This is a genomic window from Rhodococcus sp. 05-2255-3B1 (genome assembly GCF_002258545.1).
Lineage (GTDB): Bacteria > Actinomycetota > Actinomycetes > Mycobacteriales > Mycobacteriaceae > Rhodococcoides.
Window position 1 is genome coordinate 413130 of the sequence record NZ_NOZC01000036.1, and the last position, 20435, is coordinate 433564.

Annotated in this window: 23 protein-coding genes; 11 read left to right on the top strand and 12 right to left on the bottom strand. The window is 66.0% G+C overall.

What is annotated here, in order from left to right; genetic code table 11:
• Positions 1–89 precede the first annotated feature (89 nt).
• Complete coding sequence (glsA, locus tag CH249_RS22715) at positions 90–1916, top strand: glutaminase A (RefSeq protein WP_094630066.1); 1827 nt, start codon at positions 90–92, stop codon at positions 1914–1916.
• A 42-nt stretch (positions 1917–1958) separates the two neighbouring features.
• Here the strand turns inward: glsA and CH249_RS22720 are convergent, their stop codons facing one another.
• A complete protein-coding gene (locus CH249_RS22720) occupies positions 1959–2717 on the bottom strand; it encodes an anti-sigma factor (RefSeq protein WP_094647985.1) in 759 nt (252 codons plus the stop codon).
• Positions 2714–3469, bottom strand: coding sequence for a sigma-70 family RNA polymerase sigma factor (locus tag CH249_RS22725; protein ID WP_094630067.1), 756 nt, complete (start codon positions 3467–3469; stop codon positions 2714–2716). The genes CH249_RS22720 and CH249_RS22725 overlap by 4 nt, the downstream gene beginning before the upstream one ends.
• A 180-nt stretch (positions 3470–3649) precedes the next feature.
• On the opposite strand from CH249_RS22725, the gene CH249_RS22730 reads away from it, so the two are divergent.
• On the top strand, positions 3650–4618 hold the full coding sequence (locus tag CH249_RS22730; protein WP_094647986.1) for an ATP-binding cassette domain-containing protein: 969 nt from the start codon (positions 3650–3652) through the stop codon (positions 4616–4618).
• Positions 4615–5454 (top strand): ABC transporter permease, encoded by an 840-nt coding sequence (locus CH249_RS22735; protein ID WP_094647987.1) that lies wholly within the window; start codon positions 4615–4617, stop codon positions 5452–5454. Before CH249_RS22730 ends, CH249_RS22735 begins: the two co-directional genes overlap by 4 nt.
• Before the next feature lie 24 nt (positions 5455–5478).
• Here CH249_RS22735 and CH249_RS22740 read toward each other — a convergent pair whose 3' ends face one another.
• Positions 5479–6000 (bottom strand): CGNR zinc finger domain-containing protein, encoded by a 522-nt coding sequence (locus CH249_RS22740; protein ID WP_032397925.1) that lies wholly within the window; start codon positions 5998–6000, stop codon positions 5479–5481.
• 25 nt (positions 6001–6025) lie between these two features.
• On the opposite strand from CH249_RS22740, the gene CH249_RS28085 reads away from it, so the two are divergent.
• The gene (locus tag CH249_RS28085; protein ID WP_176459288.1) at positions 6026–6187 is read left to right on the top strand and encodes a hypothetical protein; all 162 of its coding nucleotides are present in this window, start codon (positions 6026–6028) and stop codon (positions 6185–6187) included.
• A 16-nt stretch (positions 6188–6203) separates the two neighbouring features.
• Here CH249_RS28085 and CH249_RS22745 read toward each other — a convergent pair whose 3' ends face one another.
• Both CH249_RS22745 and CH249_RS22750 read right to left on the bottom strand, forming a co-directional pair.
• The gene (locus tag CH249_RS22745; RefSeq protein ID WP_094647988.1) at positions 6204–7475 is read right to left on the bottom strand and encodes a class I SAM-dependent RNA methyltransferase; all 1272 of its coding nucleotides are present in this window, start codon (positions 7473–7475) and stop codon (positions 6204–6206) included.
• Complete coding sequence (locus tag CH249_RS22750) at positions 7472–9469, bottom strand: APC family permease (RefSeq protein WP_045199809.1); 1998 nt, start codon at positions 9467–9469, stop codon at positions 7472–7474. The genes CH249_RS22745 and CH249_RS22750 overlap by 4 nt, the downstream gene beginning before the upstream one ends.
• Positions 9470–9645: 176 nt before the next feature.
• Between CH249_RS22750 and CH249_RS22755 the strand changes: the two genes are divergently transcribed.
• Together CH249_RS22755 and CH249_RS22760 are read left to right on the top strand one after the other, a co-directional pair.
• Entirely contained in the window at positions 9646–10311 is a 666-nt protein-coding gene (locus tag CH249_RS22755) for a TrkA family potassium uptake protein (RefSeq protein ID WP_179273204.1), read from the top strand.
• Positions 10312–10360: 49 nt separating this feature from the next.
• The gene (locus tag CH249_RS22760; protein ID WP_094682813.1) at positions 10361–11020 is read left to right on the top strand and encodes a TrkA family potassium uptake protein; all 660 of its coding nucleotides are present in this window, start codon (positions 10361–10363) and stop codon (positions 11018–11020) included.
• Here the strand turns inward: CH249_RS22760 and CH249_RS22765 are convergent.
• Entirely contained in the window at positions 10994–11644 is a 651-nt protein-coding gene (locus CH249_RS22765) for a DUF3159 domain-containing protein (protein ID WP_256980574.1), read from the bottom strand. The genes CH249_RS22760 and CH249_RS22765 overlap by 27 nt on opposite strands.
• 109 nt (positions 11645–11753) lie before the next feature.
• Positions 11754–12131, bottom strand: coding sequence for an OB-fold nucleic acid binding domain-containing protein (locus tag CH249_RS22770; RefSeq protein WP_032397922.1), 378 nt, complete (start codon positions 12129–12131; stop codon positions 11754–11756).
• 121 nt (positions 12132–12252) lie between these two features.
• Between CH249_RS22770 and CH249_RS22775 the strand changes: the two genes are divergently transcribed.
• A complete protein-coding gene (locus CH249_RS22775; RefSeq protein ID WP_256988422.1) occupies positions 12253–12975 on the top strand; it encodes an alpha/beta fold hydrolase in 723 nt (240 codons plus the stop codon).
• Here CH249_RS22775 and CH249_RS22780 read toward each other — a convergent pair.
• Both CH249_RS22780 and dut read right to left on the bottom strand, forming a co-directional pair.
• Entirely contained in the window at positions 12957–13799 is an 843-nt protein-coding gene (locus CH249_RS22780) for a DUF3710 domain-containing protein (protein WP_045195399.1), read from the bottom strand. The two genes, CH249_RS22775 and CH249_RS22780, sit on opposite strands and share 19 nt — an antisense overlap.
• A 64-nt stretch (positions 13800–13863) precedes the next feature.
• Complete coding sequence (gene dut / locus CH249_RS22785) at positions 13864–14316, bottom strand: dUTP diphosphatase (protein ID WP_032398419.1); 453 nt, start codon at positions 14314–14316, stop codon at positions 13864–13866.
• A gap of 220 nt (positions 14317–14536) precedes the next feature.
• Here dut and CH249_RS22790 point away from each other — a divergent pair, with 220 nt between their 5' ends.
• Positions 14537–15001: a DUF3093 domain-containing protein gene (locus tag CH249_RS22790; protein ID WP_045199816.1), complete on the top strand. Its 465-nt coding sequence runs from the start codon at positions 14537–14539 to the stop codon at positions 14999–15001.
• Between the two features lie 72 nt (positions 15002–15073).
• Here CH249_RS22790 and CH249_RS22795 read toward each other — a convergent pair whose 3' ends face one another.
• On the bottom strand, positions 15074–15376 hold the full coding sequence (locus tag CH249_RS22795) for a DUF4193 domain-containing protein (RefSeq protein WP_027496891.1): 303 nt from the start codon (positions 15374–15376) through the stop codon (positions 15074–15076).
• Positions 15377–15921: 545 nt separating this feature from the next.
• Here CH249_RS22795 and cei point away from each other — a divergent pair.
• A complete protein-coding gene (cei, locus tag CH249_RS22800; RefSeq protein ID WP_094648030.1) occupies positions 15922–16602 on the top strand; it encodes an envelope integrity protein Cei in 681 nt (226 codons plus the stop codon).
• 15 nt (positions 16603–16617) lie between these two features.
• Here the strand turns inward: cei and CH249_RS22805 are convergent, their stop codons facing one another.
• Entirely contained in the window at positions 16618–17505 is an 888-nt protein-coding gene (locus CH249_RS22805; RefSeq protein ID WP_373453534.1) for an inositol monophosphatase family protein, read from the bottom strand.
• A 187-nt stretch (positions 17506–17692) separates the two neighbouring features.
• On the opposite strand from CH249_RS22805, the gene ppgK reads away from it, so the two are divergent.
• Entirely contained in the window at positions 17693–18514 is an 822-nt protein-coding gene (gene ppgK, locus CH249_RS22810; protein ID WP_052050332.1) for a polyphosphate--glucose phosphotransferase, read from the top strand.
• Between the two features lie 159 nt (positions 18515–18673).
• Entirely contained in the window at positions 18674–20005 is a 1332-nt protein-coding gene (locus tag CH249_RS22815) for an RNA polymerase sigma factor (protein ID WP_032397920.1), read from the top strand.
• Positions 20006–20074: 69 nt separating this feature from the next.
• Here CH249_RS22815 and CH249_RS22820 read toward each other — a convergent pair whose 3' ends face one another.
• On the bottom strand, positions 20075–20434 hold the full coding sequence (locus CH249_RS22820) for a DUF952 domain-containing protein (protein ID WP_032397919.1): 360 nt from the start codon (positions 20432–20434) through the stop codon (positions 20075–20077).
• Between the last annotated feature and the right edge of the window lies 1 nt (position 20435).

Here is a 20435-nt window from a genome sequence, read left to right on the forward strand (position 1 = left end):
GACAGTACCGTCGAACGTCGAGGTGCCCTGGGTCAGCCGCCCCTAACCTCGACGCTGCCGAATCGGACATCACACATACAGTGTGGCCCATGAGCAACGTGGTCGATGCCATCCTGCGCCGAGTTCACGAACTGTGCCGTGACGACACGTCCGGGCAGGTGGCGGACTACATCCCCGAACTCGCTGCCGTCACGCCGGACGGATTCGGTATCGCGCTGACGACCACGGACGGTTACGTCTACGAAGTCGGAGACACCGGACTCCCCTTCACGATCCAATCGATCTCCAAGCCGTTCACGTACGCATTGGCGCTGGCCGACCGGGGCCTGGACGTCGTGGCGAGCAAGATCGACATCGAACCGTCCGGGGAACCCTTCAACGAGATCAGCCTCGATCCCGTCACCGAGCGACCACGCAACCCGATGATCAACGCCGGTGCCATCACGTCGGCGTCGCTCATCGCCGGTCGCAGTGCCGAGGATCGATTCGAGCGCATTCGCGCCTCGTACTCGCGGTATGCGGGGAGGTCTCTGACGTTCAACGACGCCGTCTATCGGTCGGAGGCGCGCACCGGCAATCGCAACCGCGCCATCGGGTACATGCTCCGTTCGTTCGACATCATCGACCACGATCCCGATGCTGCCGTCGATCTGTACTTCCGCCAGTGCTCGATCGATGTCACCGCCGCCGACCTCGCCATGATGGCGGCCACCATGGCCAACAACGGCGTCAATCCCCGGACGCGGGAGCGTGCGCTCGCACCGGCCCTCGTCGAACGAGTGCTGTCGGTCATGACGACATGTGGGATGTACGACGGCGCAGGCGACTGGGTCGCGAGGGTCGGCCTGCCGGCCAAGAGCGGAGTCGGGGGCGGGATCCTCGCGGTTCTTCCGGGACAGATGGGCATCGCCGTCTACTCCCCGCGGCTCGACTCGCACGGCAACAGCGTGCGCGGAGTCGCCGCCTGTCGCGAACTCTCGACACGCCTCGAACTGCACTTTCTGCACGTTACTCGTGCGGCGAAGTCCTCGATCCGGCGTCGCTACGTGGTGACCGAGGCTCCGTCGCGCAAGCGGCGTTCCGACACCGAACAGGCCACTCTGGCCGCCGTGGGCGAACGCGCCCGCGTGTACGAACTGCACGGCGATCTGCTGTTCTCCGGTGCCGAGACCGCCGTTCGTGAGATCGGCGACCTGGATCGGGAACTCGATGCGCTCGTCATCGACGTGCGCGGCGTCGACGAGGTCAGTGCGATCGCCCGCACCATGTTCGAGGACCTTCGTCGGGATCTCGCCGAACACGGCTGCGTGGTGGCTCTGGTCGACCCGAGAGCGATCATGGGGCACACCACCTCGAGCCTCGACCCGTCCGATCCGGCCGGTCGGGTGTACTCGAGCCTCGGTTCGGCCGTTCAATGGGCAGAGAACCTGCTGCTGGATCGTCACTGCGCAGGCGCGCGACAGCCGGCCGTCGTCGCTATCGCAGAGCACCCGTTGCTTGCCGGGCTCTCGGCCGAACAGTTCGAGGCGGTGACGCCCTACCTGGAGAAGCGGCACTACGCGCGTGGCGACGTGATCGTTCGTCACGGTGCCCCGGCGGCAGGCCTTTTCCTGATGCTGCGCGGCGAGGTGACCTCGACGGCCGTCGCCGCCGACGGTGGCAAGCACCGCATCACGACTCTCTCCCCCGGCATGAGCTTCGGCGAGATGCCGTTGCTGATGTCGGTGCCCTTCTTGCTCGACATGGTCGCCGAGACACCGGTCGACCTCGTGGTGGTGTCGGTGGAGCACTTCCAGGCACTCACACGCGACGCACCGGAGGTCAAGCTGGCGCTGCTGGAGAATCTCGCCACCGGCGCCTACGGCCAGATGGCAGCGGTGATCAGAACGCTCGGGCGGTTCGACATCGGCATCTGACCGAATGTCGAACCGCCCGAGGCGACTGTTCTTGTGCTGTGCTCAGGCACCCAACGTGAGCATCGTGAGCACCTCGGTGGGCTGGGCCGACCCGCCTGCGGGTTCCAGCGAGAACGCGAAGTTGGTCGAGGAACCGAGACCGTCGACCACCGTTCCGGACTCCGAGGTCAGCTGATCCTCGGTCACGACGCCGGCCGAGCGAGGTGAGCCGTCCACGAACCACATCTGGTACACGCGACCGGGCGGCGGCTGTGGGACTCCGTCGAGATCGACGACGACCGCGTTCTGGGAAAGCGAGTACGACACGGTGGCCGAGCCGCCACCGGGGAACTCCGCCGACACCTGACGTGAGTCGGGCGCGGCCACGATCTGCTCCGCCTGAGACGGCTGCGCATCGTTGCCCATCGTCTGGCTGACGACCACCACTCCGCCGACGGCGACGACCACCGCGGCCGCAGCCGAGACCATCGAGTACCGCCAGGCCTTCGAGCGCTCCCGCCGATGCCGGTGCAGTGGTGTGACGTTCGGTGGCAACTGGTGGACCGTGGGCTCCTGGTCGCTGACCGCGACCCGATCGAGCACCGAACGACGCAGCCGGTCGGGTGCGGGTGTCGCATCCGCCGCGGCCGCCAGGGCCAGCGTCTCGTGGATCTCGCTCACGAGAATGTCGAACTGGGCTCGCGCGGCGTCGTCGACGCGTAGGCGCTCGGCCTCGATGTCGCGTCGCTCGGCGTCGGTGGTCGCGTGGAGGGCGTAGACCTCCGCGTCGTCGAGTAGTCGCTGCCGTGACGAGTCGCTCATTGCGGGATCACCCCCAGACATGTTTTCAACTTGATCAATCCATCTCGTATGCGCGATTTGATGGTGGGAACCGCGACCCCGAGCCGCTCCGCAACTTCGCGATAGGTGTAACCGCTGTAGTAAGCCATTCGTACCGACTCGCTCTGCGTATCGGTCAGAGTTTCGAGACAGGCCACGACGGCCTCGGACTCGAGCCGCTGCGTCACCGTCTCGAGTACCTCGTCGTGCTCCGGTGTGTGGCTGACTGCGCCGTACGCGGCCTCACGATCGGTACCCGATTGCTCGCTCCGGACACGATCGACCGCGCGACGGTGCGCCAGAGTCATGATCCACGCCAGTGGACTGCCCTGGTTCGGGTCGTAATTGGGTGCCGCGCGCCAGATCTGGAGGAACACCTCCTGCGCTGTCTCCTCGCTGTACCCCGGGTCTCGAAGCACCCGCAGCACCATTCCGTAGACCCGCGACGACGTCGCGTCGTACAGCTCGGCGAACGCCGCCCGGTCGCCTTGGGCAACCGACGCCATCAACCGTCGCAGACGATCGGTTTCGTCGGCACGCAGGTTCTTGAGCTGTGGACTGGGAACAGCGCACACCGCGTCCTGTGCCGCGTAGCTATCCGAGGCATCGGGCGTCGTCCGGTCACGGCCGGCATTCGACGTTCCCGACGCATCCGACATCGGCGCGCTCATCGGAAGGTCGTCCCAACAGACGGGTTCATGATCGAGTTCATCGATCACGACACTAGTGGTCATATCGCTCTCATATCGAAACCTCCGCGTTTTCCCGCCGCAGTACATATTCGGAACAAACCGACCGGAGGATGGTTCGGGACGAAAATTCGTTTGCGCAGATGTGGACCGCATTTCATCCTTGGTGGAGAATCGGACAATCGCGGGGAATCGGGCGGCGGCCCATCGGAGGAATCGAGAGACATGGCGGCGATCGAGACACACGGTCTGGTCAAACGTTTCGGAACGAACACCGCGGTCGACGGAGTCGACCTCTCCATCCCCTCCGGTGGTGTCTACGGCGTGCTCGGGCCGAACGGGGCGGGGAAGACGACGACCATCCGGATGCTGGCCACGCTGCTTCCGATCGACGGAGGCAGCGCCCGGGTGCTCGGTCACGACGTCGCGAGCGAACCGGAGGCCGTACGCCAAAAAGTCGCTCTGACAGGGCAATTCGCGTCTCTGGACGAGGATCTCACCGGTACGGAGAACCTGGTGCTGCTCGCCCGGTTGCTCGGCTACTCCCGTCCCGCCGCCCGATCACGAGCCGAGCAGCTGCTGACGGCATTCGACATCGCCGATGCCGGACCGCGACAGGTCAAGACGTACTCCGGCGGCATGCGCCGTCGCATCGACATCGCCGCCAGCATCATCGTCACTCCCGAACTGATCTTCCTCGACGAGCCCACCACCGGACTCGACCCTCGCAGCCGAAACCACGTGTGGGAGATCGTCCGCGCCTTGGTCGCAGGCGGGACGACTGTGTTGCTGACCACACAGTATCTGGACGAGGCCGATCAATTGGCCGGGCGTGTCGCAGTCATCGATCGCGGCAAGGTCATCGCCGAGGGAACGACGGGCGAGCTGAAGGCGTCGGTGGGATCGAATTCACTGCACCTGCGAGTTCTCGAGGCGTCCCAGCGGTCGGCCGCCGCAGGGATCCTGCGAGATCTACTCGGCAGCAACGTCACCGAGGACCCGGATCCGTCCACCGTCACCGCACGGTTGAGCAACCCGGCGCAGGCCGCACCGGTCCTGCCTGCACTCGAGACCGCAGGCATCTCGATCGCGTCGTTCACGCTGGGACAGCCGAGCTTGGACGAGGTGTTTCTCGCTCTCACCGGGCACGACGCCGGTGCCACAGTCGAATCCGACCGGGAGGTTGCATCATGACCACCGAAGCCCAGCAGACGGCGCCACAGGCGTCGACGATCATCGATGTACTCGGTGCCGCCGGGCCTCGCCCGCCTCGTCCGTCGTCGTTGTCGACGTCGTTGAGCTTCGGATGGCGAGCGCTGCTCAAGATCAAGCACGTTCCCGAGCAATTGTTCGACGTGACGGCCTTTCCCATCATGTTCACGTTGCTCTTCACGTACCTGTTCGGCGGCGCACTGGCCGGGTCGACCGAGGCGTACATCCAGTTCCTGCTCCCCGGCATTCTCGTGCAGACCGTGGTGATGATCACCATGTACACCGGAGTGACGATGAACAAGGACATCGAGAAGGGCGTCTTCGATCGATTCCGTTCGCTGCCCATCTGGCGGCCGTCGCCGTTGGTCGGTGCCCTGCTCGGCGACGTCGTGCGCTACACGCTGGCTTCGGTGATCGTGCTGATCCTCGGATTGATCCTCGGTTTCCGGCCGCAGGGTGGTCTTGTCGGTGTGGTCGCGTCGATCGCTCTGCTGCTGCTGTTCTCGTTCTGCCTCTCCTGGATCTGGACCATGCTCGCGATGATCGTCCGTACCGAGGCTGCGGTGATGGGGGTGTCGATGTTCATCCTGTTTCCGCTCACGTTCGCGAGCAACATCTTCGTCGACCCCAGCACGATGCCCGGTTGGCTGCGCGCGTTCGTCGACGTCAACCCGGTCAGCTTTCTGGTCACGTCGCTGCGTGGACTGATGCAGGGCGATGTCGACACGGGCGGGCTTGGAGTGACGCTGATGCTGTGCGCGGCAATGCTGGCGGTGTTCGGGCCGATCACGATGCGCCTGTACAACCGAAAGTCCTGACGAACGCGCTGCGCTGCGCCTCGATCACGAGGCCGCGCGTGCTCGATGCCTGCGTACTGCGTCGCGATTGGAGCACACCGTTCCGCAGTACCGCTGCCTGCCCGTTCTCGAGGTGTCGGCGAAGGCGAGTGTGCAGTCTGCGGCGGCGCAGCGAGCGAGGCGAGACATCCCGCGTCCGGTCAGATGCAACGCGGTGCCGACGCTCACCAGGGCCCTGATGACCCCGCCGAGTTCGATGTTGGGGTCGCGATAGTGCATGTGCCAGCCGTCGTCGGCATGGTTGGTCAACCGTGGGTAGGCCGACGCCTGTGCCAGTAGAGCATTGAGCTCGTCGGCCCGATCGGTTTCGGTGCTCGCGTCCACCACCCGCGCCCAGTCACGCAGGAACTGGAGGGTGTCGACCAGATCGGCATCCGTGGCGATCCAGTCCGGTACGAGGCCGGCGTCCACGCAGCGTTCGCCCAGCTCGGTCGCCGACGTGGGCGGCGAATTGAGCAGGTCGATACCGAGTTTCACGGCATACTCGCCGTAAGGGTTGATGTGCACAAGACCATTACATCACGATGGACGCATGCACACCGAACACACCACACACACCTGGACCACCCACTCCACCCACGACACGAGCGAGGGGCTCGTCGGATACCAGGGCTGCCGGTGCGGTGCTCAGCGCATCGTGTCCGTTCCCATGCACACCTTCGCCCCGGTCGCCGAAGTTGCACACCGGATCTGATCGATTGCCGCAGCCCTCACCGACGAACGAAACGACCGATGCACTCGACGTGGCTGGTCGACGGAAAGGCGTCGAAAGCGCGCATGTCGTCGAGCTCGTATCCAGCAGCCCGATACAAGCTCACATCCCGTGCGAACGAGGCCGGATCGCATCCGATGTGCACCACCGAACACGGAGACCGGACGGCGACGGCATCGACGACGTCCCGTCCTGCTCCCGCGCGAGGTGGATCGAGCACCGCTACCGACACCGGATCGGTCAACGCATCGATCGAGCGCTCGACCCGACCCGGCACGAACGTGACCTGCGGCAGATCCCGCAGCGCCGAACGGCCGTCCTCGGCTGCCCGACGGGAGAACTCGACACTGGTGACCCGGCCGCTCGGACCCACCCGATCGGCCAGGGCGGCGGCGAACACCCCGACGCCTCCGTACAGATCCCACGCACCGTCACCCGACGTGGCGTCCGCCCATTCCCGCACCACATCGGTGTACACCTGCGGCGCGCCGCGGTGAGCCTGCCAGAACCCGGTGGCGTCGAGGGTCCATGCCCTGCTCGAGACGTATTCGGTCACCCGACCCGATCCGATCACGGCCTTCTCGGGCCGGGAGCGAGACGACGCTGCCCGACGCGCCGACGCTCCACGACGCCCCGGCGATCGGCGTCCGGTGGGCGAGAGTTGCGCCGGCGCGATCTCCACCACATGCCGCTCCCCGTCCCCGTCGAGCACCACCTGCAGCTCGGCACCCGGCCGCCACTGCTGATCCGACAGTCCCACGAACGCGGCAGAATCCATTTGGGGACAGGTGAGTTCGGTGACGATCGAGCTACTGCGATAGCGGTGATAGCCGGGCCTACCGCCGGCATCGACGGCGAGTCGCACTCGGGTTCGCCACCCGGTGCCGTCGCCGGACCCCGGTAGTTCCTCCACCTGCACCTCACGCTCGATTCCGGCGACGCGGCGAAGTTGTTCGGCGACGACGAACGACTTCAGTCGCCGCCCGGCATCGGCAGTGGCGTGGGAGTAGTCGCAGCAGCCCGAGCCGCCCGGTCCGGCAATGGGACAGCGCGCGTCCACTCGGTCCGGCGAGGCCGACAGAATCTCGACGGCATCGGCACGACAGAACGACCCGCCTCGATCTTCGGTCACCTTGGCCAGGACCCGTTCACCGGGCAATCCGTGACGCACGAACATCACCCGGCCGTCGTGGCGGGCCACGCAGAATCCTCCGTGCCCCGGCGCGCCCAGTTCGACCTCCAGCAGCAGCCCGAACCAGCTCTCGCTCACTTGCCCGCCGGAGGCTCGTAGCCGCGACGCGACGCACCGGGCGCATTGCCGAGCACCTCACGCTTGGCCTTCTCGGACGACCGCAGCTGCCACGGCACGCTCGTGACCATCACGCCCGGCTGGAACAGCAGGCGAGACTTCAGTCGCAACGCGCTCTGATTGTGCAGAACCTGCTCCCACCAGTGACCGACCACGTACTCGGGAATGAAGACCGTGACGACGTCCCGAGGCGAGTCGCGGCGAACCCGTTTCACGTAGTCCAGGACCGGTTTGGTGACTTCTCGGTAGGGCGACTCGACGACCTTGAGCGGCACCGAGACGTCACTGGCTTCCCACTCCCGAACCAGTGCGCGAGTATCGGCTTCGTCGACGTTGACGGTCACGGCCTCGAGGGTGTCGGGCCTGGTTGCTCGGGCGTACGCCAACGCGCGCAGGGTCGGCATGTGCAGCTTCGAGACCAACACGATCGAGTGTGTGCGGCTGGGCAGAACTCCGTCCCATTCCTCGTTCTCGAGCTCCCGCGCCACGGTGTCGTAATGCTTTCTGATCATGCGCATCAGGACGAAGATCGCCACCATCGCCACGATCGCGATCCACGCGCCGGCGGCGAACTTGGTGATCAACACGATGACCAGCACCGTTCCGGTCATGCCGAGACCGACTCCGTTGACCACCCGTGAGCGGTGCATGCGCCGCCGTTGCTCGGGATCGGTCTCGGTGGCCAACAGCCGCGTCCAGTGCCGAACCATCCCGGTCTGACTGAGGGTGAACGAGACGAACACCCCGACGATGTAGAGCTGAATGAGCTTGGTTACCTCGGCACCGAACGCGACGACGAAGACGATCGCAGCTCCGGACAGAAAAAGGATGCCGTTGCTGAAGGCAAGACGGTCGCCACGAGTGTGCAGCTGCCTCGGCAGGTACCGGTCCTGGGCCAGAACCGAACCGAGAACGGGGAAGCCGTTGAACGCGGTGTTGGCCGCAAGTACCAGGATGAGGGCCGTGACGGTCGTGATGAAGAAGAATCCAGCGGGGAATCCGCTGAACACCGCCTCCGCGAGCTGCGCGATCAACGTCTTCTGCTGGTACCCCTCCGGCGCGCCGACCAGCTGAATATCGGGATCCAGGGCGTACTTGATGCCGATCTTCTGTGCGAGCACGATGATGCCCATCAGCAATGTGATGCCGATGGCTCCGAGCAGCAACAAGGTGGTCGCGGCGTTACGCGACTTCGGCTTCTCGAATGCGGGTACCCCGTTGCTGATGGCCTCCACCCCGGTCAGCGCCGCACAACCGGAAGAGAAGGCGCGCGCGATGAGGAACGCGAATGCGATGCCGTACAGGTGCGAATCCTCGGCCTTCAGATCGAAGGTTGCCGATTCTGCATGAATGTCGTCGCCGAGAACGTAGACCCTGAACAGGCCGTACGCCAACATCAGGAACATGCCACCCATGAAGGCATACGTCGGGATCGCGAACGCAGCCCCGGACTCGCGGATGCCCCGAAGATTGACGGAGGTGACCAGGACGATGGCCACCACGGCGAACAGCACCTTGTGCTGGGCCACGAACGGAACCGCTGATCCGATGTTCGACGCCGCCGCCGAGATCGACACCGCCACGGTCAACACGTAGTCGACCAACAGTGCGCTACCGACCGTCAATCCGGCCGCGGGGCCCAGGTTTGTGGTCGCGACCTCGTAGTCGCCGCCGCCGGACGGATAAGCATGCACGTTCTGTCGATAGCTGGCCACGACGACGGCCATCACCACGCAGACGGCGAGACCGATCCACGGGGTGAAGGCGACTGCCGAGATGCCCGCCACCGACAGCACCAGGAAGATCTCTTCCGGTGCATAGGCAACCGACGACATGGCGTCCGAGGCGAACACCGGCAACGCGATCCGCTTGGGAAGCAACGTATGACCGAGCTTGTCACTGCGGAACGGCTTACCGAGCACTAGCCGCTTGGCGGCAGTCGAGACCTTGGACACGCACAGAAGCGTAGGCCGTCCTCCTGCGGACGTCTCAACCACGCGCCCGAAACTGCGTCGGAGCGCACCCTCGGTCGGTACGGTGACCGATCCCCCGATACGTTGGTGCACGCCTGCCGGTCGTGGCAGTGTCGGTCGGCAGTGGTCGACCATCGAGATCGGGACGGAGCTGGGCGTTGTACGTAGTTGTGATGGGATGTGGCCGCGTCGGCGCATCGCTGGCCGGGGCGCTCGAACGCATCGGACACGAGGTCGCGATCATCGACCGCGACGAAACAGCCTTTCTGCGCCTGGACCCCGAGTTCGCCGGGCATCGCGTCGTCGGCATGGGTTTCGACCGAGATGTGTTGGTGAGCGCAGGAATCGAGAAGGCCGAGGCCTTCGCGGCCGTGTCGTCCGGCGACAACTCCAACATCATCTCCGCCCGCGTCGCTCGAGAGACGTTCGGCGTCGACAAAGTGGTCGCAAGGATCTACGACGCCAAGCGCGCGGCCGTCTACGAACGCCTCGGCATCCCGACGGTCGCCACCGTCCCCTGGGCCACCGATCGTTTTCTGCACAACCTGTTGCGCGACGACCCCACCACCAAATGGCGCGATCCCTCGGGCAGCGTCGCCGTCGTCCTGCTCGACTTCCACGACGCCTGGATCGGCAAGAAGCTCTCGGTACTCGAGGACGCCACCAACTCGCGGGCCGCGTTCGTCATCCGGTTCGGCAGCGGACTGCTACCGGACAAGCGAACCGTCATCCAGGCCGGCGACGAGGTGTACGTCGCCGCGGTCTCGGGAACCGTCGCCGAAGCCATTGCGCTGGCCGGCAACCCGCCGCCCTCGGACGACTGATGCACGAGCGCACGTTCCCCACCTCCCCCATCGACCCGAACGGGAAGCCATGAAAGTCGCTATCGCCGGAGCCGGCGCAGTCGGCAGATCCATCGCACGCGAGTTGATTCGCAGCGAACACGATGTGATGCTCCTCGAACGCAAACTCGACCACGTCGATCAGGCCGCCATCCCGGAAGCGGAATGGGTGTTGGCCGACGCGTGCGAGTTGAGTCTGCTCGAAGCCGCGAACCTCGAGAATTACGACGTGGTGATCGCTGCCACCGGAGACGACAAGGCCAACCTGGTGCTCAGCCTGCTGGCCAAGACCGAGTTCGGCGTCAACCGCGTAGTGGCCCGGGTCAACGATCCGCGCAACGAATGGCTGTTCGACGCTGCCTGGGGTGTCGATGTCGCCGTGTCCACCCCGCGTATGCTCGCGTCCCTGGTCGAGGAGGCCGTATCGGTGGGCGACCTCGTTCACCTGATGACGTTCCGTAAGGGTCAGGCCAACCTCGTCGAGATCACGCTGCCGGAGAACACTCCCCTGGCGGGCAAGCCGGTCCGCAAGCTCCAATTGCCCAGGGACGCAGCGCTGGTGACGATTCTGCGCGGCGGTCGAGTAATCGTTCCCCAGCACGACGATCCGCTCGAGGGAGGCGACGAGCTGCTGTTCGTCGCGGCCAAAGAGGTCGAGAACGAACTACGCGCCGCTGTCGGCCTGATCTGACGGCCGGTCCTGCTTGCGGACTTCGCTCGACGCTGCGTCGAGCGCACGATCGGCCGCACGCACGGCCCAGAGAGTGACCAACAGCGCCACTCCCGTGAGCGGCCAGCCCATGCCGATGCGGGCAACGGCGAGCCAACCCGTCTGGTCGGAGTCGTAGAGCTGGGACTGAACGATGTATCGGGCACCGAACACCGACGCCCAGGCGATCGTGGCCACGTCGTAGTACCGCACGGCCGACCGGTTGCCACGCCACGACGTTCCGTTGCCGTTGAGGTATCCCCAGATGATGCCGACCAACGGCCAGCGCGCGAGCACCGACAGCACGAACGCCGCGCCGTAGGCGAGCGAGGTGTAGATGCCGAACAGGAAGTAGCCCTTGGCATCTCCCGTCCGGTATGCGATGAATGCGCAGATTCCGACCCCGAAGAATCCCGAAATGGCGGGCTGAATCGGGCTACGACGAACCAGCCGCCACACCAACACCGCAGCGGCGACTCCCAGAGCGGACCACAGAGCAGCGGCGAGACCGGCATAGCTGTTCACCGGAACGAAGACGACGACGGGCAAGGTCGAGTAGACGAGCCCGCTCAACCCGCCGAGCTGCTCGAGGACGGTGGGAGCCACCTTCTCGGCGGTCGTCGACGCGTCGGGCGCAGGTTCCGGCGTCGTCGACGGGGGCGGCACGAAATCGTCGCTGTTGGTCACGACAACGAGAGTGCCATACCGGCGACGATCAGCTGTCGTCGCGCAGTTCGTAATAGGGGTTGTAGACGATCTTGCGTCCGTCGCGCTCGCCGACGCGTCCGCGAACGAGCAGAGTCTTGCCGGGCTCGATTCCAGCGATCTTGCGTCGTCCGATCCACAGCAGCGTCACCGTGTCGGTGCCGTCGAAGAACTCGGCCTCGATGTTGGCGTTGGCCGCCTTCGAACAGGCTTCGACGCTGCGCAGTCGACCCAGCATCGTGACTTCTTCACCTCGCGAGCAATCGCACGCCCGCCGAGCCCCGGAGGCTTCGGAGGTTTCGGCCATCTCCTCGGCATCGAGTTGATCGATGTCCTCTGTCAACTTCCGCGTCAGACGGCGAAAGTATCCTGCGGCAGCGGGTGCCATTCTGTGCTCCAGCGGTGTGGGTCGTCCCCTCGTCGGGGTGGTACTTCGCCACTGTAGACCCGAAGTGTCACGCTGACCAACCGTCGTCACAGCGGTGTCGGCAGGCGTGCACAATCGTGTCGTGCACAGCCGATTCCACACCCGCACCGCGGTCGTTCTACCGGGGACGGGGTCCGATGCGCGGTTCGCCGCCGACGCGTTCTCGGCGGCATTCGACAGTGTGGGATTGACCACCGTGGCCGTCGAACCCGACCCGACCGCGGTGGTGGAAAGCTACCTGTCCGCCCTCGACGACGCAGCACATCGCCTCGGACCCGTCGTGGTCGCAGGGATATCCCTCGGGGCGGCCGTCGCGGTTCGCTGGGCTGCCGACAACGCATCGAACACCGCGGCTCTCGCACTCGCGCTGCCGGCGTGGACCGGAGACCCGGCCGGCTCCCCCGCGGCCCTGAGTGCGGAGTTCACCGCGCGATCCCTGCGCGAGCAGGGACTCGACGCCGTCACCGCGGCGATGGCAGCGTCGAGCCCGCCATGGCTCGCGCGCACTCTGCGCCGGTCCTGGGCTGCCCAGTGGCCCGCCCTTCCCGGCGCGCTGGACGAGGCGGCTCGCCACCGCAGCCTCGAACTCGACGAGCTCGCTCGGATAGAGGTACCCGCTGTCGTCGTGGGTGCGGTGGACGATGCAGTCCATCCGATCGAGGTCGCTCGCCAGTGGGCTCGGGCACTGCCGAACTGCGAACTGCGCACGGTGACCCTGGACAGCATAGGAATCGACCCGGGATGCCTCGGCCGAGCGGCCGTCGACGGTCTCGACGAGCGGTCGGGTCAGCCGCCCAGCTGCTGAATTGCCGATCCCGACGCTCCCCGACGCGGCGCTCGGTCACGCTCGGCAGCGGTCGGCTGCGGAGCCGTTTCCTGTTGCGGCGCTGCAGATTCCGACGTCGGTACCGCAGCCCGAGGCTCCGCGGCCGGTTGCGCCGCGCTCTGCTGAGCTGCCGCCTGCTGCTGTGCGGCTGCCGCGAGCTGCTCGGCCAACACCTGCGGCAACACCACCGGTAGCGGTGTCCGAACGGGGTGCGGTTCGGTACCCCGATCCACCACCGTCTGCCGCAGGATCGTGTGTGCCAGCCGGACGAGCGGTTGGCCCTCGGCCACCGCGCCCGAGGGACCCGCCAGCACGCAGCGAACCATCCAGCGATATCCGTCGACTCCGATGAAGCGCAGGTCTGCGTTGGCCGTGACACCGAGCAGTTCGCGTCCCCACGGACCCGTCTCGACCGTCGTCTCGGCCTTGTCGTTGCGCAGAGACGTCGCCAGATCCGCTGCCACCTCACGCCACTGACCGGGCGATTTCGGTGCCGCGTAGGCCGCGATGGTGATGCGCCCGAACTGCGTGACGATGTGCACTGCCTGCGGGCTGCCTGCCTGCGACATCTCGACCTGGAGTTGCCCGCCCTCCGGCAACGGAATCAGCACCGAACCGAGGTCGAGACGCGTCGCCGCGACCGTCTCGCGATCGTCGTCGAGGTCCCCGAGGTCGTGGGGACCGTCGGCGGCCGTGTTCGCGGCCTCGATATCGTCGTCCTCGTCTTCGACGCTGTCGACGAATGGCTCCGCACCGGGCGCGGAGGCACTGCCGGCGTCGTTCTTCTTACGCCGTCCGAACATGTTCAACTCTCTTCTTCTCGGTTGCTTCCACTGTGCCTGCCCGCGGCGAACGTCGTGGCGGAACTCACTGCTCCAGACTCGCATGGCCACCGGTCGAACCGTGACCACCGGCTCCTCGAACGGTGTCGTCCAACTCGTCGACCTCGACGAAAGTCACCAGCTCGACTCGCTGCACGAGCAGTTGAGCAATACGGTCGCCTCGCTCGAGCTCGATCGGAGTGTGCAGGTCGTGATTGATCAGACAGACCTTTATCTCGCCGCGATACCCGGCATCGATGGTGCCCGGGGTGTTGACCACCGACAGACCCGATTTCGCCGCCAACCCCGATCGCGGATGCACCAGTCCGACGGTTCCGACCGGGAGAGCGATCGCGATTCCGGTCCCCACCAGGACGCGTTCGCCCGGAGCGATGGTCACTGCGGCCGTCGTTCGCAGATCGACTCCCGCATCACCCTCGTGCGCCCGTGTCGGCACCGGAAGCTCCGGATCGAGTCGGCGCACCCGGACCTCGGACAACGGATCGGAGGGCCGGCGCGGGGTGCGGGGTCGGTCGACGGACGGTTCGGTGCCGGTCTCGGTGACTTCGTCGCTCACGTCGAACGAGACTACGCTGGCCGGCTTCGGTCTCGGCGTGGCGACTACCCTGGGACTCGTGACTGCAGATCGACAGGCCGAACACGCGTCGGAGTCCGGCGACTCCACCCCCGACACGGGCTCCACCGCACCCGAGAACTCGGTGCTGTACTCCGAGCGACTGTGGGTACCGATCTGGTGGTGGGGAGCGGGCGCGGCCGTCGCTGTGTTGCTGGCTGCGGAGATCCACATGGGTGCGCCCGGCATCCGTGCCTGGCTGCCCTACGTCGTGTTGCTCCCGCTCATCGCGTGGGCGTTGTTCGCTTTCAGCAGGCTGCGCGTCGAGGTGGTCGCCGGTGCGACCGGTGCCGAGTTACGCGTCGGATCCGCTCATCTGCCCCTCGATGTGGCGTCCAAGGCCGCCGTCGTTCCCGGGACAGCAAAAAGTGCGGCGCTGGGAAGGCAGCTCGATCCGCTGGCCTTCGTGCAGCACCGCACCTGGGTGAAACAGATGGTGATCGTGGTCCTCGACGACCCCGACGATCCGACGCCCTACTGGCTGATCAGCACCAAACGCCCCGAGGAGCTGTTGGCCGTCCTGACCGCCCACGGCGTCGAGGCGCGCTGACCTACCGGTCGCTCGACGGTCGGAACCATCGACACAGACCTGACCGAACCGATCAGGTCTGTGCGGAGAAGGTCACGCCGCGCAGTCGCGGCACATCAGAACACCGTTGGCGTCACTGGCCAGACGGCTGCGGTGATGGACCAGGAAGCAGCTCGAGCAGGTGAACTCGTCGGCCTGCTTGGGAACCACCCGGACCGAGAGCTCCTCACCGGACAGATCTGCACCGGGGAGCTCGAAGGACTCCGCGGTGTCGGATTCGTCCACGTCCACCACGGCGGACTGGGCCTCGTTGCGTCGGGCCTTCAATTCTTCGAGCGAGTCCTCCGACACATCGTCGGATTCTGTTCTTCTCGGTGCGTCGTAGTCGGTTGCCATTGTCCTCGTACCCCTCATCTTCGTGCGTGTGTGTGGTGAAAGCTGCCGATGTGGTCGGCTTGTGGCCGTCGGCTGTGAAGAGGGCGCTTGCTCGCTCCCACCGATCTTCGTATCTGTTCGAATCGTTCGTCGTCGCGCGGTGCCCGAAACTACACCGGGTAGTTCCCAGAACTCGCGGGTTGAAACCCGATCGAGACCTCGCTCACCTGATCGATTGGTGCACCGGCGTCCGATTCTTGAAGCACCGCGGCCGCCAGACAATAGCCGAAGCCGGTAGCAAAGCAGAAACCGAACCGCCGACGAGTCCATCACCTGGGTGCACGCCGCATCAACACCGGGATGGGCAGCTTCATTCCACCCTTCACAGAACACTTCTCGGTGCCGGTTTCGGCCTCCGAATCGGCCACCGCGCACTGGATCGAAGGAGGGTACGGCCGAGTGTGCCACCCTCGCGCACCCCGGCCATCTACAGTAGGCACCGCGTCGGTGTGAACCGACTCTGCGAACCGGTCTCGGCGACTGCCGACGGAAAGGCGAAGATCACTGTGGTTTCTCTGATCACCGAAGGCCATTCGGTCGACGGCAAAGGTCGTCCGTTCCGTCGACGCCGTGCGTTTCCGATCATCGCGGTCTTCACGGTGCTCGCTCTCCTCGGAGTGCTGGTGTGGGTCAAGGTGTTCACCACCGCCGAGGCCACCTCGGCGACCGCCGAGTGCAATGCCCCGACCACAGCCGCCGCGACGGACGGTACCCAGCCGGTACCGCTCGGCGAGGAAGTGGACCCGTCGACCCTGCTCGACGTCGAGCCCGCCGCCCTGTCCGCATCGAAGGTCCGTGTCTTCAACGCGAACGGTGAGCGCGGACAGGCCGCTCACGTGGCCGCCCAGCTCAGCGATTACGGGTTCGCGAGCGCACCGGACGTCCAGGTCGGCAACGATCCGGTCTACGTCGACCAGAACATGCAGTGCCAGGGGCAGATTCGGTTCGGCCCGGCCGGCCTGGCGGCAGCGAGCGCGGTGTCGCTGGTCGCCCCATGCGCCGAACTCATCGAAGATGCCCGCACCGACGACTCGGTCGATCTGGCACTCGGTACTTACTTCAGCGAGATCCAGCCCAACGACGACGCCGAGGAAGTGCTGCGCACTCTGGCCGGGGCCGCACCCGGTACTCCGCCTGCCCCACTCGATGCCGATCTGCTCGCGGCAGCACGCGAATCCCGCTGCTGACGCGCCGACGGCCTGTCAGCCGGGAATCGGATCGAGGGCGCCCGCGCTGCGCAGGACGGCCACGAAGGCGTCCGCGATCCCCGGGGCCGTTGCCACCGTCACCGCACCCTGCGCACTGCTGCTGTTGGCGGCGGGCACCCTGACGATCGCGCCTGCCTCGGCGGCGATCAGCGCACCCGCCGCCCAATCCCACGGACTGAGTCCGTGTTCGAAGTGAGCGTCCACCACTCCGGACGCGACCATGCAGAGATCGAGCGCAGCCGAACCGATCCGGCGTATGTCTCGCACCTGAGGCAGCAGTTCGGCGATGATCGCGCCCTGCACCGCTCGACGCCCTGATCCGTAGCCGAATCCGGTGGCCAACAACGTCATCGACACGTCGGTCACACCGGAACAGCGCAGCTGCTCCTGCGTACCGTCGGCCCTCTCCACCGTCGCCCCACGCCCGAGAGCGGCCGAGTAGACGAGCCCGCGGGCAACATCGATCACGGCCCCGGCAACACTGACACCGTCGATCTGGACCGCGACCGAGACCGCGTACGCCGGAATTCCGTACATGAAGTTGACGGTTCCGTCGATCGGGTCCAGCACCCAGCGCACACCGTCGAGCGAGTCGTCGTCGCTGCCTTCCTCCTCTCCGAGAATCGCATCCTCCGGCCGCAGCCGCGCCAGCATCTCGCGCAGGACGCGCTCGGTCTCGGTGTCCACGACGGTCACCGGATCGGTCGGCGTGCTCTTGGAGTGCACCGCGCCGTCACCCTCGCTCGAATCGCCGCCGAAGACCTCCGGGCGGCGCCGTCCGACATGCTCGGCGGCTCGCGTCGCGACCCGTACGGCGACCTCGCGCAGCGCATCGACCTCGCGCGTGTTCGATCCCTCGGCTGCCACCTGCTCTTCCGGCAATCGTGTACTGGCGGTGTCGGTCTGCGATCGGTCTGGTGTCGGCACGCGTACATCGCAACACACACCGACCTCCGAGCACCACCGCAGCGACCGCCGATGACGTCAGCGTCCCGCGAGCGCCGAAACGCACTATTGTTCGGAGGCGACGGCATCACACGGATTCGATCACGCCAGGAGCGGCATCCTCATGACACAGGCAGGTTCGGACAACACCACCGCTGCGGCAGCGCGCCACGGATTCGGCGTGGACGTGGGCGGCAGCGGCATCAAGGGCGGAATCGTGGACCTGAGCACCGGCGAGCTCGTCGGCGACCGCCACAAGATCGAGACGCCGCAACCGTCGACCCCCGATGCCGTCGCGCGCACCGTCGCCGAGATCGTCGCGCACTTCGAATGGACCGGCCCGGTGGGCGTGACGTTGCCCGCCGTGGTGACCGGCGGTGTCGCTCGCTCGGCCGCCAACATCGACAAGTCCTGGATCGACACCGACGCCCGCGCGTTGTTCGCGAAAGCCATCGGCACCGACAACGTCACCGTGCTCAACGATGCGGATGCGGCCGGAGTGGCCGAGGACAAGTACGGCGGCGGCAAGGGCAAGGACGGAGTCGTCGTGCTGTTGACGTTCGGCACGGGGATCGGTTCGGCCGTCCTGCACAACGGGGTTCTGCTTCCCAACACCGAATTCGGCCACATGGAGATCGACGGCAAGGAAGCCGAGCATCGTGCGGCGTCGTCGGTGAAGGAGAACCAGGGACTGTCCTACAAGGAGTGGGCCAAGGAGGTCTCGAAGGTTCTCGAGACGTTCGAGGCGCTGTTGTGGCCGGATCTGTTCATCGCAGGCGGCGGCATCAGCCGCAAGAGCGAGAAGTGGATTCCGCACCTGACCAATCGCACGCCCGTGGTTCCGGCAACCCTGCTGAACACTGCCGGGATCGTCGGTGCCGCTCTCGCAGCGGACTCCGCCGTACCGTCCGCCGAGACCGGTACGTCCGCGGGATCGGCACACTGACACGCGGGTTGCCACCTGCATAGGGCAAGGGTCGGTAACAAACTCCTGAGAGGTCGTTACAATGGTGTGTGCCGGTACGCAGCCGGCCGAATCCGAAGACCTCTCCGCCGGAAACAACTCTGGCGTGACGCCGCACGACTTCGTCACGAAAGGGCGTACGTGGCAGCCACCGATATCCGTCAGACCGTAGATTCCGAAACCGAGTCTGCGACACCTGCACCTGCTGTCAAGGCACCCGCTGCGAAGGCACCGGCAAAGAAGGCTCCCGCCAAGCGCGCCGCAGCCAAGAAGGCACCGGCGAAGAAGGCCGCAGCAAAGAAGACAGCAGCCGCACCGGCATCCGGGGACGACGCCGACGAGAGCACTCCCGGCATCGAGGACATCGACATCTCCGAGGGCGACCTCGCCGCCGCCGCCAACGATGTCGTCGAGGTGGTCGCTGCAGGTGACGACACCGAGGAGGACGTCACCGCCGAGCCGACCGCCGAGGACAAGGCATCCGGTGATTTCGTCTGGGACGAAGAAGAGTCCGAGGCACTGCGCCAGGCCCGTAAGGACGCCGAGCTCACCGCGTCCGCCGACTCCGTCCGCGCCTACCTCAAGCAGATCGGCAAGGTCGCGCTCCTCAACGCAGAGGAGGAAGTCGAACTGGCCAAGCGCATCGAGGCCGGCCTGTTCGCGGTCGAGAAGATGCGCGAGTCCGCGGAGAAGGGCGAGAAGCTCCCCGTTGCGCAGCGCCGCGACATGACGTGGATCTGCCGTGACGGTAATCGCGCCAAGAATCACCTCCTCGAGGCAAACCTTCGTCTCGTCGTCTCCCTCGCCAAGCGCTACACCGGTCGTGGCATGGCTTTCCTGGACCTCATTCAGGAAGGCAACCTCGGTCTGATCCGCGCGGTCGAGAAGTTCGACTACACGAAGGGCTACAAGTTCTCGACGTACGCCACGTGGTGGATCCGACAGGCGATCACCCGGGCCATGGCCGACCAGGCCCGCACCATCCGAATTCCGGTGCACATGGTCGAGGTCATCAACAAGCTCGGCCGTATCCAGCGCGAGCTGCTCCAGGATCTGGGCCGCGAACCCACCCCTGAAGAGCTGGCGAAGGAAATGGACATCACGCCGGAGAAGGTGCTGGAGATCCAGCAGTACGCGCGTGAGCCGATCTCGCTCGACCAGACCATCGGTGACGAGGGCGACAGCCAGCTCGGCGACTTCATCGAGGATTCCGAGGCGGTCGTCGCCGTGGACGCCGTGTCGTTCACGCTGCTCCAGGATCAGCTGCAGTCGGTTCTCGAGACGCTGTCCGAGCGCGAGGCGGGCGTGGTTCGACTGCGATTCGGCCTCACCGACGGTCAGCCCCGCACGCTCGACGAGATCGGTCAGGTCTACGGTGTCACGCGCGAGCGGATCCGTCAGATCGAGTCCAAGACGATGTCCAAGCTGCGGCACCCGTCGCGTTCTCAGGTACTGCGCGACTACCTGGACTGATTCGTTCGCTCCACCTCCAACAACGACCGCCGATCACGTGATCGGCGGTCGTTGTTCTGTGCGCGGGCGTCACACCTGCGGCACCCCGAACGTTCCGTCCGGCCCCGGCCGATAGTCGAGCACTGCCGTGACGGCCGCGATCGGAAGCGGTCCGTACAGGTGCGGAAAGCGCATGGACTCCGGATCGGACGGTACCCCCGGTTCCCACCGAACGGGTGCAGTCAGACGAGTCGGATCGACACGCAGCAGAACCAGATCCGTGCGGCCCGGGAAGAGCCGGTTCGCCGGCAAGTGCACTTGCTCGGGTGTGGACAGATGCACGAAGCCCACGGATTCGTACGAGTCCGGGGTGTAGTCGGCCCGACCACGCATCGCGAGCCACTCCCCTGCCGTACAGATGTGAACGAGGTCGTCCTGCTTGCTGGTCACA

Coding starts and splice junctions, on each gene's coding strand:
- CH249_RS22725 (WP_094630067.1), bottom strand. CDS start 3,469: ATGACCACTAGTGTCGTGATCGATGAACTCGATCATGAACCCGTCTGT.
- glsA (WP_094630066.1), top strand. CDS start 90: ATGAGCAACGTGGTCGATGCCATCCTGCGCCGAGTTCACGAACTGTGC.
- CH249_RS22780 (WP_045195399.1), bottom strand. CDS start 13,799: ATGTTCGGACGGCGTAAGAAGAACGACGCCGGCAGTGCCTCCGCGCCC.
- CH249_RS22730 (WP_094647986.1), top strand. CDS start 3,650: ATGGCGGCGATCGAGACACACGGTCTGGTCAAACGTTTCGGAACGAAC.
- CH249_RS22720 (WP_094647985.1), bottom strand. CDS start 2,717: ATGAGCGACTCGTCACGGCAGCGACTACTCGACGACGCGGAGGTCTAC.
- CH249_RS28085 (WP_176459288.1), top strand. CDS start 6,026: ATGCACACCGAACACACCACACACACCTGGACCACCCACTCCACCCAC.
- ppgK (WP_052050332.1), top strand. CDS start 17,693: ATGACACAGGCAGGTTCGGACAACACCACCGCTGCGGCAGCGCGCCAC.
- CH249_RS22770 (WP_032397922.1), bottom strand. CDS start 12,131: ATGGCACCCGCTGCCGCAGGATACTTTCGCCGTCTGACGCGGAAGTTG.
- CH249_RS22735 (WP_094647987.1), top strand. CDS start 4,615: ATGACCACCGAAGCCCAGCAGACGGCGCCACAGGCGTCGACGATCATC.
- CH249_RS22795 (WP_027496891.1), bottom strand. CDS start 15,376: ATGGCAACCGACTACGACGCACCGAGAAGAACAGAATCCGACGATGTG.
- CH249_RS22760 (WP_094682813.1), top strand. CDS start 10,361: ATGAAAGTCGCTATCGCCGGAGCCGGCGCAGTCGGCAGATCCATCGCA.